This is a genomic window from Xanthomonas sp. LMG 12459, assembly GCF_009192905.1.
Classification (GTDB): domain Bacteria; phylum Pseudomonadota; class Gammaproteobacteria; order Xanthomonadales; family Xanthomonadaceae; genus Xanthomonas_A; species Xanthomonas_A sontii.
In genome coordinates this window covers 67,311-81,425 of record NZ_NSGT01000050.1, presented here as the reverse complement: position 1 = coordinate 81,425, position 14,115 = coordinate 67,311, and the positions used below count along the sequence as shown (strand labels likewise).

The 14,115-nt window shown below is 61.9% G+C and carries 13 protein-coding genes; 12 read left to right on the top strand and 1 reads right to left on the bottom strand.

All coding sequences use genetic code 11. The features are described from left to right. Both CEK65_RS12555 and CEK65_RS12550 read left to right on the top strand, forming a co-directional pair. Positions 1 to 275: integrase core domain-containing protein (locus CEK65_RS12555; protein ID WP_152181945.1), on the top strand; the 275-nt coding region annotated here is incomplete at its 5' end. A gap of 254 nt (positions 276 to 529) precedes the next feature. Beyond that, a complete protein-coding gene (locus CEK65_RS12550) occupies positions 530 to 2,203 on the top strand; it encodes a type IV secretory system conjugative DNA transfer family protein (protein WP_026143628.1) in 1,674 nt (557 codons plus the stop codon). Between the two features lie 191 nt (positions 2,204 to 2,394). Here the strand turns inward: CEK65_RS12550 and CEK65_RS20995 are convergent, their stop codons facing one another. Beyond that, positions 2,395 to 2,532, bottom strand: coding sequence for a hypothetical protein (locus CEK65_RS20995; RefSeq protein ID WP_157835126.1), 138 nt, complete (start codon positions 2,530 to 2,532; stop codon positions 2,395 to 2,397). Between the two features lie 77 nt (positions 2,533 to 2,609). Here CEK65_RS20995 and CEK65_RS12545 point away from each other — a divergent pair, with 77 nt between their 5' ends. The 10 genes from CEK65_RS12545 (at position 2,610) to CEK65_RS12500 (ending at position 13,562) form a co-directional block, all read left to right on the top strand. Further along, the gene (locus tag CEK65_RS12545) at positions 2,610 to 3,032 is read left to right on the top strand and encodes a hypothetical protein (protein ID WP_017916128.1); all 423 of its coding nucleotides are present in this window, start codon (positions 2,610 to 2,612) and stop codon (positions 3,030 to 3,032) included. A 61-nt stretch (positions 3,033 to 3,093) separates the two neighbouring features. After that, positions 3,094 to 4,119 carry a type IV secretion system protein gene (locus CEK65_RS12540; protein WP_152181944.1) on the top strand — a complete coding sequence of 342 codons (1,026 nt, stop codon included), beginning with the start codon at positions 3,094 to 3,096 and terminating at the stop codon, positions 4,117 to 4,119. Further along, complete coding sequence (locus CEK65_RS12535; RefSeq protein ID WP_152181943.1) at positions 4,116 to 4,877, top strand: TrbG/VirB9 family P-type conjugative transfer protein; 762 nt, start codon at positions 4,116 to 4,118, stop codon at positions 4,875 to 4,877. Before CEK65_RS12540 ends, CEK65_RS12535 begins: the two co-directional genes overlap by 4 nt. Beyond that, positions 4,874 to 6,052, top strand: a complete 1,179-nt coding sequence (locus tag CEK65_RS12530; protein WP_017916125.1) for a TrbI/VirB10 family protein — start codon at positions 4,874 to 4,876, stop codon at positions 6,050 to 6,052. Before CEK65_RS12535 ends, CEK65_RS12530 begins: the two co-directional genes overlap by 4 nt. A gap of 19 nt (positions 6,053 to 6,071) precedes the next feature. After that, positions 6,072 to 7,115 carry a P-type DNA transfer ATPase VirB11 gene (gene virB11 / locus CEK65_RS12525; protein ID WP_152181942.1) on the top strand — a complete coding sequence of 348 codons (1,044 nt, stop codon included), beginning with the start codon at positions 6,072 to 6,074 and terminating at the stop codon, positions 7,113 to 7,115. Positions 7,116 to 7,261: 146 nt separating this feature from the next. Beyond that, a complete protein-coding gene (locus CEK65_RS12520) occupies positions 7,262 to 8,134 on the top strand; it encodes a lytic transglycosylase domain-containing protein (RefSeq protein ID WP_193314146.1) in 873 nt (290 codons plus the stop codon). 69 nt (positions 8,135 to 8,203) lie between these two features. After that, positions 8,204 to 8,608, top strand: a complete 405-nt coding sequence (locus CEK65_RS12515; protein WP_193314780.1) for a TrbC/VirB2 family protein — start codon at positions 8,204 to 8,206, stop codon at positions 8,606 to 8,608. Continuing rightward, on the top strand, positions 8,601 to 8,912 hold the full coding sequence (locus tag CEK65_RS12510) for a VirB3 family type IV secretion system protein (protein ID WP_081613540.1): 312 nt from the start codon (positions 8,601 to 8,603) through the stop codon (positions 8,910 to 8,912). The genes CEK65_RS12515 and CEK65_RS12510 overlap by 8 nt, the downstream gene beginning before the upstream one ends. A gap of 169 nt (positions 8,913 to 9,081) precedes the next feature. Continuing rightward, positions 9,082 to 11,553 (top strand): VirB4 family type IV secretion/conjugal transfer ATPase, encoded by a 2,472-nt coding sequence (locus CEK65_RS12505; RefSeq protein ID WP_152181941.1) that lies wholly within the window; start codon positions 9,082 to 9,084, stop codon positions 11,551 to 11,553. 398 nt (positions 11,554 to 11,951) lie between these two features. Next, positions 11,952 to 13,562 carry an alpha-glucosidase gene (locus CEK65_RS12500; protein ID WP_152181940.1) on the top strand — a complete coding sequence of 537 codons (1,611 nt, stop codon included), beginning with the start codon at positions 11,952 to 11,954 and terminating at the stop codon, positions 13,560 to 13,562. Positions 13,563 to 14,115: the final 553 nt, after the last annotated feature.

The following is a 14,115-nucleotide window of genomic DNA, read 5'->3' as shown; positions in this document are numbered from 1 at the left end:
CCCGCCGCTTTCGACGCCTTGTCCGACGGCTCGGCCTGCGCCATCTGCGAACCCGCCCCTACACGCCACGCACCAATGGCAAGGCCGAGCGGCTGGTGCAGACCAGCCTGCGAGAATGGGCTTATGCGCGCTCCTATATCGACTCCACGCAACGCGCCAACGCCTTCTCGGGCTGGCTGCATCATTACAACTGGCATCGACCACACGCCAGCCTCGGCTACAAACCTCCCATCTCCCGAATTCCACTGAACAACGTGGTGGGTTTACACAGCTAGCGCGCCTGCACGTCTGGGCGGGCGCAAACCCGCCGGTAGCGATCGCTCCGCAGGACATGCCGGAGTTCCGGGGCTTGCGCAGGCGCCATCTGGGGCCTGGCGCTTGTGATGGGCCGACCTCCCTGGCCAAGCGCCGTTTCCGGTCGATGCCGTGCTTGCAGGTCCTCCTGCCGCGCACACCACCGACGCAACTCCTCTCAAAGCGCGGAACTCGCTCTAGAATGTCGGCCAGGATGGATCAGGGAGGATAGGGCTTGTCGAATCGTAAACTCGTTGCGGCGGCGCTCGTCGTCGTGCTCACGGCCGTCTGCGGCTATTTCCTGTCCGGCTACCTGGTCCTGCTGCTGCTGAAGCTGGACACGCGGATGTTCGGGCTTGGCACCTACTACCAGTACGTTCACGCCATCGGCTTGCCGGAGGTGGCTCCGTACGTCGGCAAGATCAAATGGGCTGGCTACCTCGGCTTCGGCTTGCCCGGCCTGGTGGCCCTGCTGATCCTGGTGCTGATGTTCAGGCCGCCCAAGCGCAGCCTGCATGGCGACGCGCGCTTCGCCGGCGCGGCCGACCTGTCCAAGCATGGGCTGTTCAAGACCAGCGGCGACGGCATCGTGGTCGGCAAGTTCCGCGGCAAGCTGGTGCGCCTCAGCGGCCAGCAGTTCGTGATCCTGGCGGCCCCGACCCGGTCGGGCAAGGGCGTCGGCGTGGTCATTCCGAACCTGCTGGAGTACCAGGAATCGGTGGTCGTCCTGGACATCAAGCAGGAGAATTTCGATCTGACCAGCGGCTGGCGCGCCAGCCAGGGGCAGGAGGTGTTCCTGTTCAATCCGTTCGCCGAGGATCGTCGCACCCATCGCTGGAATCCGCTCAGCTATGTCTCCGACGATCCGGCGTTCCGCGTCTCGGACCTGATGAGCATCGCCGCCATGTTGTATCCGGATGGCTCCGACGACCAGAAGTTCTGGGTCAGCCAGGCGCGCAATGCGTTCATGGCGTTCTCGCTCTACCTGTTCGAGAACTGGGACGACGAACGCAACATCGGCTTCCCCGGCGGTCTCGGCACGCCGACGCTGGGCGCGATCTACCGCCTGTCGTCCGGCGACGGCACCGACCTGAAGAAGTACCTGAAGTCGCTGTCGGAGCGGCGCTTCCTCAGCGGCAACGCCAAGTCGGCGTTCTCCAACCTGCTGTCGCAGGCGGACGAGACCTTCGCCTCGATCATGGGCACGCTGAAGGAGCCGCTCAATGCCTGGATCAATCCGGTGCTGGATGCGGCCACCAGCGACAACGACTTCCTGCTGACCGACCTGCGCAAGAAGAAGATGACCATCTACATCGGCATCCAGCCCAACAAGCTGGCCGAGAGCCGCCTGATCATCAACCTGTTCTTCAGCCAGATCATCAACCTCAACACCAAGGAGCTGCCCAAGAGCAATCCGGCGCTGAAGTATCAGTGCCTGCTGCTGATGGACGAGTTCACCGCGATCGGCAAGGTCGACATCATCGCCTCGGCAGTGTCATATATGGCTGGCTACAATGTCCGCCTTCTGCCGATCATCCAGAGCATGGCGCAGCTCGATGCCACCTATGGCAAGGACATCTCGCGGACCATCATCACGAATCATGCACTGCAGATTCTCTACGCTCCGCGCGAGCAGCAGGATGCCAACGACTACTCCGAGATGCTCGGCTACACCACCTTCCGCAAGAAGAACGTCACCCGCGGCAAGGATGTGACCCGAAGCGTGTCGGAGGAGAAGCGGGCGCTGATGCTGCCGCAAGAGTTGAAGGCGATGGGCAACGATCAAGAGGTGTTCTTGTACGAGGGCATTCCGCATCCGGTGAAGTGCGACAAGATCAAGTACTACAAGGATCGCTACTTCACCGCGCGGCTGCGTCCCAAAGTCGATATTCCGACACTCTCGATATGAAAGTGTGACGAAAAACACCTATTTTTTGGGCGCATCTATCATTTGAACGTTTTTTTGCCAAATGCTTGACGTGAGCATGCCCCTGCGGCACATTCTCGCGAGTATGGCGGTGCGTTGGTAACAGAAACAGAAACAGGAACAGGGGCGTGGGCCGAACGGCGCACGTAAGGGGTGACATGGAAGGTTTGCTGTCAAATTCCGTTTTCTTCGGCGCTGATCGCGCGGCCTCGGATCCGTCCGGTTGTCTGCCGCAGATCCGTGCCCGCGCCGTTTCCGGCGCCTTCCTTGCCGCGACGCGCGTGTCGTGCCGTCGCGTCGAACTTCGCCATCCAGCAGTGGGCCGCCTGCGCGCCGCCCGCTCTCTATACGTTTCCGCAATTCAGAGGCTCGCGTGAAAAGAACGCATATGTTTCGGCTGATCGCTACGTTGAGTGCCGTCGCGCTGTTGAGCGCCTGTGCAACCAGGCCGGCACCCGACTTCCGCGGCAAGTGGAAGCCGGTCAACCGTTTCTCCGAGTCGACCATGGAGATCCCGCTGTACTCGTCGTACGTGTATCAGGCGATCCCGATGGACGGCACGCTCAAGACGATGCTCGAGCGCTGGGCCAAGGATTCGAACATGCAACTGTCCTACGGCATCCAGTCCGATTACACGCTGTATGCCCCGGTCGCCAAGATCAACACCACCAGCATCCAGCAGGCGGTCGCCGAGCTGAGCGTGGTCTATGCGCAGGAAGGGCTGAGCGTGACCGCGGCGGGCAATCGCATCCTGGTGCAGCCGTCGTCGTCGCTGAGCGGCGCGCCGGCAGCCAGCGGCAGCGCGAAGTGACGTCACCGTCGGCCTGCACGCTGCGCGCCGACAGCCACATTACGAAACCTGGTGAAGTCTGATGTTCGGTAAAAAGCCGGTCGAAAGCGAAAACGTCAACAAAGCGGTCGCGAAGGCGGTCAACTACGAAATCAGCATTGCTGATCTGGCTCGCCGCAGCGAGCGCCGTGCGTGGTGGGTCGCGTTCGGCGCGATCATCATGTGCCTGCTCCTCGGCGGCGGGTACTACTACATGCTGCCGTTGAAGGAGAAGGTGCCGTATCTGGTGATGGCCGATGCGTATACCGGCAATTCTACCGTGTCTGTGCTGCGCAACATTGGCGATGTGCAGAGCGTCACCACCAGCGAGGCGCTGGCCAGGAGCAATGTGGCACGCTTCATTACCGCGCGCGAGTCCTACGACTCGGAGATGATGGGGCTCAACGACTGGAATACGGTGTTCTCGATGGCGCCCCGCGATACCGCGGTGGGGGCTGAGTACTTCAATCTGCATGCGCCCAGCAATCAGTCCGCGCCTTACTACATCTACGGCAAGGTGCGCTCCATTCGGGTCAAGATTCTGAGCATTACGCTGCTCGGTGGCGGCGGCAAGCCATATACCGGCGCCAATGTGCGCTTCCAGCGCAGCATCTACGACAAGAAGACCGGCCAATCCACGTTTCTCGACAATAAATTCGCCATTCTTGGCTTCCGTTACAACAATAATCTGGCCATGGACGAGGATCTGCGAGTGCAGAATCCGCTGGGTTTCCAAGTGACCGACTACCGGGTCGACAACGATTACTCGGCCATGCCGGTTCCGCCGTCGCCCGCCGTGCAGACGCCTGCCACGGGCGCGGTCCAGCAGCCGGCGTCCGCTCAGATGGATGGAACGACGGGGCAAGTGCCGGGGCAGCAGATGCCGGGCCAGCAGATGCCGGGCCAGCCGGTGGCGCCGGGCGCTGGCGGCACGATGCCGGTTCCGCAGCAGGCGCCGATGGCCAACCCGGCCAGCGCGCCAGTCTATCCGGGAGCGCAGCCCGCTGCTGCGCCTCCCGCGCCCAACGTTGCACCTCAGCACAATGGTAATGGAGCGAACGTTCGATGAGTTTCCTGACGAAAACCGGTGCGGCGCATCTTGCGTTGCTGGCTCTGGGCCTGTTTGCGCCGATCGCGTCGGCCCAGGTGGTTCAGCAGTACGAGTACGAGCCTGACAAGATCTACCAGGTGCGTACCGGCCTGGGCATCACCACCCAGATCGAACTGAGCCCGAACGAGAAGATCCTCGATTACAGCACCGGTTTCACCAGTGGCTGGGAACTCAGCCGTCGCGAGAACGTCTTCTATCTGAAGCCGAAGAACGTCGACGTCGACACCAACATGATGATCCGCACCGCCACCCATTCCTACATTCTGGAACTGAAGGTGGTGGCCACGGACTGGCAGCGGCTGGAGCAGGCCAAGCAGGCCGGCGTGCAGTACAAAGTGACCTTCACCTATCCGAAGGACACCAGCTTTGCCGCCGCCAGCGACGAGGTGAAGGATGAGTCGCAACTCGACACGCGGCTGACTAAGGACCGCCATTACTACTTCGACTACGACTATTCCACGCGTTCCAAGCAAATGTGGATCGTGCCGAGCAGCGTCTACGACGATGGCAAGTTCACCTACATCAAAATGGATCTGACGCGTTTCCCGACGGGCAATTTCCCGGCCGTGTTCGGGCGCGAGAAGGAAAGCGATGAGGATTTCCTGGTCAACACCACAGTCGAGGGCAATACCCTGATTGTCCACGGGACCTATCCCTTCCTGGTCATCCGCCACGGCAAGAATGTTGTCGGCTTGCGTAGGAACAAGCAAAAGTGAACTCGAATCTACCCCCGTCTGATGAAAACTACGGCAACGACCACGGTCAGCCGCGCTCCCCGCATGCGGACGATGCGCCGCGCGAGAATCCCTATTTCGCTCGCCAGCAGCAGACTGCTGACCCGAATCTGGACGCCAACGAGCCGGTGCTCCGCTCCAGCGATCTGAAGAAGCTCAATCGCAAGGCGCTGGTGTTCCTGGGCGGCATCGCCGCGCTGTTGGTCCTGGCGATCTTCTGGCTGGTGAGTGGCAGCAGCGCGCCTGAGCCGGCACCGAAGCCGCGCCAGGAAGCGGTGGTGGCACCTGCGTTGCCGCAGACCGCGGCGCCGCTACCGGTGCAGCCGGCCGAGCCGGTGCAACTGGCCGAGCAACCGAGCCTTCCGCCGCTGCCGCCGATGCCCACTGAAAAAGACCCCATGGTGCAGTCCTCGTCTCGGCAGGACCGCGGGCCGTCACTCCTGGAGCGGCGCATGGCCGGCATGCAGCAGGAAGCAGGCATGGGCGGGCAGGGTATCGGCATGCCGCAGGGTCAGGAGCTGGGAGGCTTGCAGCAGCAGGACCAGGTGACGTCCGCAAAGCCGATCGCCAATCCGGACGGTTTGCTGGTGCGCGGCACCTATATCCGTTGTGTGCTGGAGACCCGGATCATCACAGATTTCCCGGGCTTCACCTCCTGCATCATCACCGAGCCGGTGTACTCCATCAATGGCAGGCGCCTGCTGCTGCCGAAGGGATCGAAGATCCTCGGTCAGTACGGCGCCGCAGAGCCGACCGGTCCGCGCATGCAGGTGGTCTGGGATCGCATCACCACGCCTACCGGCATCGACGTGACCCTGGTTGGTCCTGGCGTCGACAACCTCGGCAGTGCCGGTCATCCGGGCCAATACAATGCACATTGGGCGAGCCGCATCTCGTCCGCGCTGATGATCAGCTTGCTCAGCGATGCCTTCAAGTGGGCGGCGGCCGAGCATGGCCCGAAGACCACGACGACCGGCCTCAACTCCGGCGTGGTCACCGAGCAGCCGTTCGAGAGCAATACGGCGCAGTCCATCCAGCGTCTGGCCGACCAGGCACTGGATCGCCGGCGTCCGGCCACCGTGACCATCAACCAGGGCACCATCGTGAACGTCTACGTGGCCAAGGACGTCGACTTCACGGCCGTGTTGCCGCGTTGACCGAGATCGAGACAGCGACGTGACGTTCGACGACTCTCCGACCGCGCAGATCTCCACGGATTTCCTGGATTACCAGTACTCGGTGCTGGGCATCCTGGATTATCTGAACTCGCCGGACGTGACGGAAATCTGCATCAACCGTCCCGGCGAGTTGTACCTGGAGACGCTGCGCGGCTGGCAGCGGATGGATATCCCGTCGCTGACCTTCGACCGCGCGCGCCAGTTCTGCACGGCGGTGGTCAACGAGAGCAATACCGGCCAGCGCATCACCGATGCCGATCCGGTGGTATCGTTGACCTTTCCCACTGGACAGCGCGCGCAGTTCGTGATCCCGCCGGCCTGCGACGCCGGCAAGGTGTCGATCACCATCCGTCTGCCGTCCAAGCACACCAAGACCCTGCAGCAATACAAGGAAGACGGCTTCTTCCAGGAGATCCTGGAGGTGCAATCGGGGCTCAGCGAGCAGGATCGCGAGCTGCTCGAACTACGGCGGCAGCGCGATTACGCCGAATTCTTCAAGAAGGCGGTGCTGTTCAAGAAGAACGTCGTCGTCGCCGGCGCGACCGGCAGCGGCAAGACCACCTTCATGAAGTCGCTGGTCAATCACATCCCGCACGAAGAGCGGCTGGTGACCATCGAGGACGCGCGCGAGCTCTTCATCAGCCAGCCCAATTCCGTGCATTTGCTCTACTCGAAAGGTGGACAAAGCACGAGCAACGTCACCGCGAAGAGCTGCATGGAAGCATGCCTGCGCATGAAGCCCGACCGCATCATCCTGGCCGAGTTGCGCGGCGACGAGTCGTTCTACTTCATCCGCAACTGCGCCTCCGGTCACCCGGGTTCCATCACCAGCTGCCACGCTGGCAGCATCGGTCAGACCTGGGACCAGCTGGCGTTGATGGTCAAGGCCTCGGCTGAAGGGTCTGGACTGGAGTTCGCTGTCATCAAGCGGCTGCTGATGATGACCATCGACATCGTTGTCCATATCAAATCGCATGCGGGCCGGCGCTATATCACCGGTATCGATTTCGATCCGGAACGCATGCAGTCGGGCGGGGGGTGAATATGTTCATTAAGGTGATAAGGCGAAACAGCGCCGATTGACTTTGAATTTTTCTTCCAACACGATTCATTTGCGACATCTGCGGCGTTCTGGACGATTTGCCACGACGCCGATGCATAGGGAGTAACCACGGCATGTTGCCAGGCATGGAACTACTGAGCTGTCCCGAAATGGCGGTTCCGGCTGAAGTCATGCAGCACGTTGTGCGCGTGGAGTCGTCGCACAATCCGTTCGCGATCGGCGTGGTCGGCGGCCGCCTGGTGCGCCAGCCGCAGAACCTGTCCGAAGCCGTCGCCACCGCGCGGATGCTGGAAGAGAAGGGTTACAACTTCTCCCTGGGCCTGGGGCAGGTCAATCGCTACAACCTGATCAAGTACGGCCTGGATACCTACGAGAAGGCGTTCAAGACCTGTCCGAATCTGCAGGCCGCGTCGAAGATCCTGGCCGAGTGCTATAGCCGCTCCGGCGGCAACTGGGGCAAGTCGTTCAGTTGCTACTATTCCGGCAACTTCGAGACCGGGTACCGCCACGGTTACGTGCAGAAGGTCTACGCGTCGATCAATCAGAGCAGGGCGCTTGCCGCGTCCACCGCTGGTGCGATCCCGGTGATCCCGGCGGGAGGCGTGCGCCGCGTGGTCACAGACTCGGTGAAAGCCGCGGCGGTGCGCGAAGTGGATTCGATCGTGTCGAGGCGGATCGACGCGGCGGCCGGTCAGCTTGCCAGCGGTCTCGCCACGCAAGGTCAACCATCACTCCGTGCCCAAGCTGCCGTTGCGGCGCCAGCGCAGCCAACGGCAGGTGCTGTAGCGGCCGTGTCGGCACAGGCGGCTGCCGCAGATTCCGATCTTTATGTAATACGACCGACAGGCGCCGGCAAAGGAGTGGCGGTTCCTGCAGGTGGCGGAGCGCCCACAGTTCCGCACGTTGCCGCACACGCGCCTCAGGCAGTGGCGGGAACGGCCGTTCCTGGCACAAGTACGCCGCCGCCGACGTCTGGCGACGGGGCCTTCGTATTCTAGCCAGATGCAGTAGCACGGCCATGCAAATGGCTTTTGACCACCCCCTGTTTCCAAATCAAGGAGAAAACCATGATGTTCAAGAAAGCTAAAGTGAATTCGAACGCCAAGGTCATCGGTATGGCGGCGTTGAAGGCGGCGATGTTCACCGCAGCCGTGTTCGCCTCTGGCGTCGCGATGGCGGCGGGCTCCGGTGTCGACTATGCCGGCGCCGACCAGAAGGTCTGTGGCTTCCTCGGCAAGACCAACAACATTCTGAACATGGCTTCGATCGTGGTGGTGACGATCGCCGTCGTCTTTGCCGGTTACCAGATCGCCTTCGCGCACAAGCGGGTCTCCGAAGTGGCTCCGGTTCTGCTGGGTGGCGTGTTGATCGGTGCTGCCGGCCAGTTGGCCAAAATGCTCATCGGCGACACTGGCCAGACGGCCTGCTCCGCGGCCATCACGCTCGTTCAGCACGCCGTGCAGTATGCATAAGAACGTACTTTTCCGGGGCTGCACCCGGCCTGCGATGTTTTTCGGGGTGCCGTACATCCCGTTCTTCATCGGCGCGGGCGGCGGCTTCCTGATGGGTATCTATTTCAATATGTGGCTGCTGGCGCTCATTCCGGTCATCGTCTTCATCATGCAGCAGATGACCAAGCGGGACGAGATGATCTTCCGCATGCTCGGGTTGCGCTGGATGATGCGGATGCGCGTGCGCAACCTGCAGCGCTATTCCGGCATGTGGGTGTTCTCGCCGAATGAGTACAGGAAAGAGGTGCCGGGCGCCAAGCGCTAGCTTGGAACCGGGCGCCGGGTCTCGACCCCATGCACGACGCCTGTGTCGTGCATGGGGTTGTTCGGTTTTTCGTGTCGACTCGCCGGCAGTGCTGGTGTGAGCGGGGTCGGCGGTTCCCGGTGCATCTGCGCCGGGCCTTGGCAAGACGAAACGGATTCTGAGTTCTATTATGTTCATCCCGGATACTTCGATCAGCGAATTCATCTCCATCTCCACGCATGTGGCGCCGTCCGTTCTGAAGACGACGGGAGGAGATTTCATGCTGGTCTGGCACCTGGGCGGGCTTCCATTCGTGGGCCGCGAAGAGTGGGAGATCGAACACCGGCACAACACGTTCAACCGCATGCTGCAGACGCTGCGCGCTCCGGATTTCGCCAATGTGGCGTTCTGGGTGCACGATGTGCGCCGCCGCCGTCGCATCAAGAACGGCAGCAAGTTCAAGCAGGCGTTCAACCAGGCCTTGTCTGATCAGTACTACGGGACATTGTCCTCGCAGAAGATCATGCAGAACGAGCTGTACATGACCATGATGTATCGCCCGGTAGTGACCGGTAAGCGTCTCATGGATAAGTCGTCGAACATTTCCCAGTTGCAGTCAGAACAGGACCAGGCGATCGCCAAGGTCCTTGAACTTGCAGGCAACGTCGAAGCCGTGCTCAAGGATTACTCGCCCTACCGGCTGAGCATGTACGAAGCCAGCAATGGCGTGGTGTTCTCCGAGGCGCTGGAGTTCTTCGGCTATCTGATCAATCGCATCGACGAGCCGGTGCCGGTGCTGCAGGCGCCGGTGCCCGCCTACCTGCCGGTCAGCAAGCACATGTTCGCCAACAAGACCGGCGACTTCGTGATCAAGACCCCGGAGGGCGTCAATCATTTCGGTGCCATTCTGAACATCAAGGAATACACCGACGGCACCTATCCGGGCATCCTCAATGGCCTGAAGTATCTCGACTTCGAGTATGTGGTGACCCACTCCTTCAGCCCGATGGGCCGGCACGACGCGCTGAAGGTACTCGATCGCACCAAGGGCATGATGGTGTCCTCGGGCGACAAGGCGGTCAGCCAGATCCACGAACTCGACTTGGCGATGGATCAGCTGTCGTCGGGCAACTTCGTCCTGGGCGAGTACCACTTCACCATTGCGGTCTACGCCGATACGCAGGAGAAGCTCTCGCAGCAGGTGGCGACCACCCGCGCGGAACTGTCCAATGCCGGCTTTGTCTCGACCAAGGAGGATCTTGCGGTTGCGTCCTCTTTCTACGCCCAGTTGCCAGGGAACTGGCGCTACCGTACGCGTATCGCCAGTGTCAGCTCGCTGAACTTCCTCGGTCTGTCGCCGCTGCACAATTTCGCCCAGGGCAAGCGCGAGAACAATCCGTGGGGCGAGTGCGTCACCACCTTGCAGACCACCAACGGCCAACCGTACTACTTCAATTTCCACGCCACGCATCCTGCGGAGAACTCGCTCGGCGAGAAGGCGATCGCCAACACCATGGTGATCGGCAAGTCGGGTACCGGTAAGACCGCGTTGATCAACTTCCTGCTCAGCCAGGTGCAGAAGTTCGATCCGATCCCGACCATCTTCTTCTTCGACAAGGATCGCGGCGCCGAGATCTTCGTGCGCGCCTGCGGCGGCAATTACCTGGCGCTGGAGAACGGCAAGCCCACCGGCTTCAACCCGTTCCAGTGCGAGCGCACCGAGGCGAACGTGCAGTTCCTGGCCGACCTGATCAAGGTCCTCGCCGGCAAGATCGAGTACACCTCGCGCGAGGAGGAGGACATCTTCCGCGGCGTGGAGGGCATGCTCGACACGCCCATGCATCTGCGCAGCATGACCAACTTCCGCAAGAGCCTGCCCAACATGGGCGACGACGGCCTGTACGCGCGCATGCGCAAGTGGACGGCCGGCAACTCGCACGGCTGGGTGTTCGACAATCCGGTCGATACGATCGACCTGGAGAAGGCCAGCATCATCGGCTTCGACTACACCGACGTCATCGACAATCCGGAAGTGCGGGTTCCGGTCATCAACTATCTGCTGCATCGGCTGGAAGCCCTGATCGACGGCCGGCCGCTCATCTACGTGATGGACGAGTTCTGGAAGATCCTCGATGGCAAGGGCGGCCTGAAGGAATTCGCCAAGAACAAGCAGAAGACCATCCGTAAACAGAACGGCCTGGGTATCTTCGCCACCCAGAGCCCGGAGGATGCGCTTGCCAGCGACATTTCCGCGGCGCTGGTCGAACAGACCGCGACGATGATCCTGCTGCCCAATCCCAATGCCAGCAAGGAAGACTACATGGACGGCCTCAAGCTCACCGAGGCCGAGTACCAGGTCGTGGTCAGCCTGGACGAGCGCTCGCGCTGCTTCCTGGTCAAGCAGGGCCATGGATCGTCGGTGTGCCAGCTCAATCTGCGCGGCATGGACGATGCGCTGTCGGTCATCTCGGCGTCGACCGACAATATCGAAATCATGCACCAGGTGCTGGAGCGCAAGGCCAAGGAGCACGGCGTCGCGCCGGACGATCTGACGCCCGAGCAGTGGTTGAACGAGTTCTACGCACGTCGCAAGGGCTCCGGAAAATCGGGTCCGGCGAGGTCGGTGTCTTCGGATAATCGGGGGGCCGCGGCGGTCAGCTGACCGCTTTGCCCAAATCACGCATGACGGCTTTTCTACAAGAATCGAGGAGAGCAGGAAAAACCAGGACTACGATTCGCTCGGACAGTATCAACGAGTCTGTCCGCTCGCATTGAAGTCCGGTAGTTGGAAGGGAACAAAGCCGGCAAATATGTCGCCAACGGAACACTGAAAAAGACATGCAGGCTTAGGTCTGTCGATTGCCCTCGAAGAAGTTGGTCTGGCTAGGCGATCAGGCATGTCAAAACTATCTGGTCGCTATACCTGGTACTCGAAGCCTTACGGGTGAGACTCCTGAATACGTATGCAAGTACCGCTGAAATTCCTGCATCAACGCTACTCTAGCGCAGCGTTTCGCGTGCCCGTCGCACGCGCGATTTCTGCCCGAAGGGGGGCGTTGCATGTCTCAGGCTCCATGGTGGCGCGGTGCCGTCATCTATCAGATCTATCCGCGTAGTTTTCTCGACGCCAACGGCGACGGTATCGGCGATTTGCCGGGCATCGTGCGCCAGCTGGACTACATCGCGGCGTTGGGCGTGGATGCGATCTGGATCTCGCCGTTCTTCAAGTCGCCGATGGCCGATTTCGGCTACGACATCGCCGACTATCGTGAGGTCGATCCGCTGTTCGGTACCATGGCCGACTTCGATGCCCTGCTGGCCAAGGCGCATGCGCTGGGCCTGAAGGTGATGATCGACCAGGTGCTCAGTCACACCTCGGTGGAGCACGACTGGTTCAAGGAAAGCCGTCAGAGCCGCGACAATCCGAAGGCGGATTGGTACGTGTGGGCCGATGCGCGCGAAGACGGGGCGCCACCGAACAACTGGCTGTCGATCTTCGGTGGCGTGGCGTGGCAGTGGGAACCGCGCCGCGGGCAGTACTATCTGCACAATTTCCTGGCCTCGCAGCCGGATCTGAACTTCCACAATCCGCAGGTGCAGCAGGCGACGCTGGACAACGTGGAGTTCTGGCTGGCGCGCGGTGTCGACGGCTTCCGGCTGGACGCGATCAATTTCTGCTTCCACGATCCGCAACTGCGCGACAACCCGCCCAAACCGCCGGAAAAGCGCGTCGGTCGCGGCTTCAGCCCGGACAATCCTTACGCCTTCCAGTACCACTACTACAACAACACGCAGGCGGAGAACCTGCCGTTCCTGCAGAAGCTGCGCAGCCTGCTCGACCGCTATCCGGGGACGGTGAGCCTGGGCGAGATCTCGTCGGAGGATTCGCTGGCGACCACGGCCGAATACACCCGCGCCGGGCACCTGCACATGGGCTACAGCTTCGAACTGCTTACCGACGATTTCAGCGCGGCCTACATCCGCGAGACGGTCTCGCGTCTGGAAGCGGCGATGACCGAAGGCTGGCCGTGCTGGGCGATTTCCAATCATGACGTGCAACGCGCGGTGACGCGTTGGGGGCAGGGTGCCGAGACGCCGGCCTTCGCGCGGCTGCTGATCGCGATGCTGTGTTCGCTGCGCGGCTCGGTCTGCGTCTACCAGGGCGAAGAGCTCGGCCTGGGCGAGGCAGAGGTGCCGTTCGAGGCACTGCAGGATCCCTACGGCATTGCATTCTGGCCGAACTTCAAGGGCCGCGATGGGTGCCGGACGCCGCTGCCGTGGGATGCCAGCGAGCAAGCTGGGTTCAGCACGGGGACGCCTTGGCTGCCGATCGCGGCAGCGCATCGCGCGCAATCGGTGGCGGCGCAGGAGGCCGACCCGCAGTCGGTCCTGCATGCGATTCGCCAGTTCCTGGCCTGGCGCAAGCGCCATCCGGCCTTGCGTGAGGGCGACATCGTCTTCCACGAGACGGCCGAGCCCGTGCTGATGTTCCAGCGTCGCCACGCCGCGCAGCGCTTGCTGCTGGCGTTCAATCTGTCCGCCGAGGCCGCCGACGTGGCGCTGCCTGAGGGCAGCTGGCAGGCGCTGCAGGTGCCGGGCGTGGTCGCGGGTGCGGTCGAAGAGCGCTTGCGTTTGCCCGGCTATGCGATGGTGTGCCTGCAGGGCGCATGAGCGGGACCAAGTGATTCCTGCGACGGCAGCGTCGCATCCTGCTGTGTGGCTACGGCACTGCCGAGACGGTGTTTGTGAGAGACAGTCCGGCGTGCACTGCGTCGGATAGGCCGCATGCATACCACCGACGTGGGCGCTTGTTGGACGACAAGGATCGCTCTGGAAGTTCAGTGTCCGTAGTAAGCATGTTGCGCTGACCACGCCACGCCGTCTTCGCGGTTTGGCGTGCCCGGTAATCAGGGCACGCGTCGTCGCCGACAATCACGCCGTCCTGGAACCAAGGCCAGCTCGGAGACTTGCCTGGCTGGCCCACACAACAGACTGCTGCGTCGCTGTCGCTCTTGCTGCCGGCTAGGCGACGCGGCCACGAATCCGCCGTCATCGCTGCGCTGGTGTCCATCGCGGCAATGTCACCTTGTCTGCACGCCAGCCTTTGTGATCTGAAACCCCGCTCTTCCAGCGACGCCACTTGGTCTCGATCTCGCGGCCTCCTGGCTGAGACCCATCGTTGGCGATGGCGGTGCTGGCGTCGATCAGCTGCCGCAGTATCGAT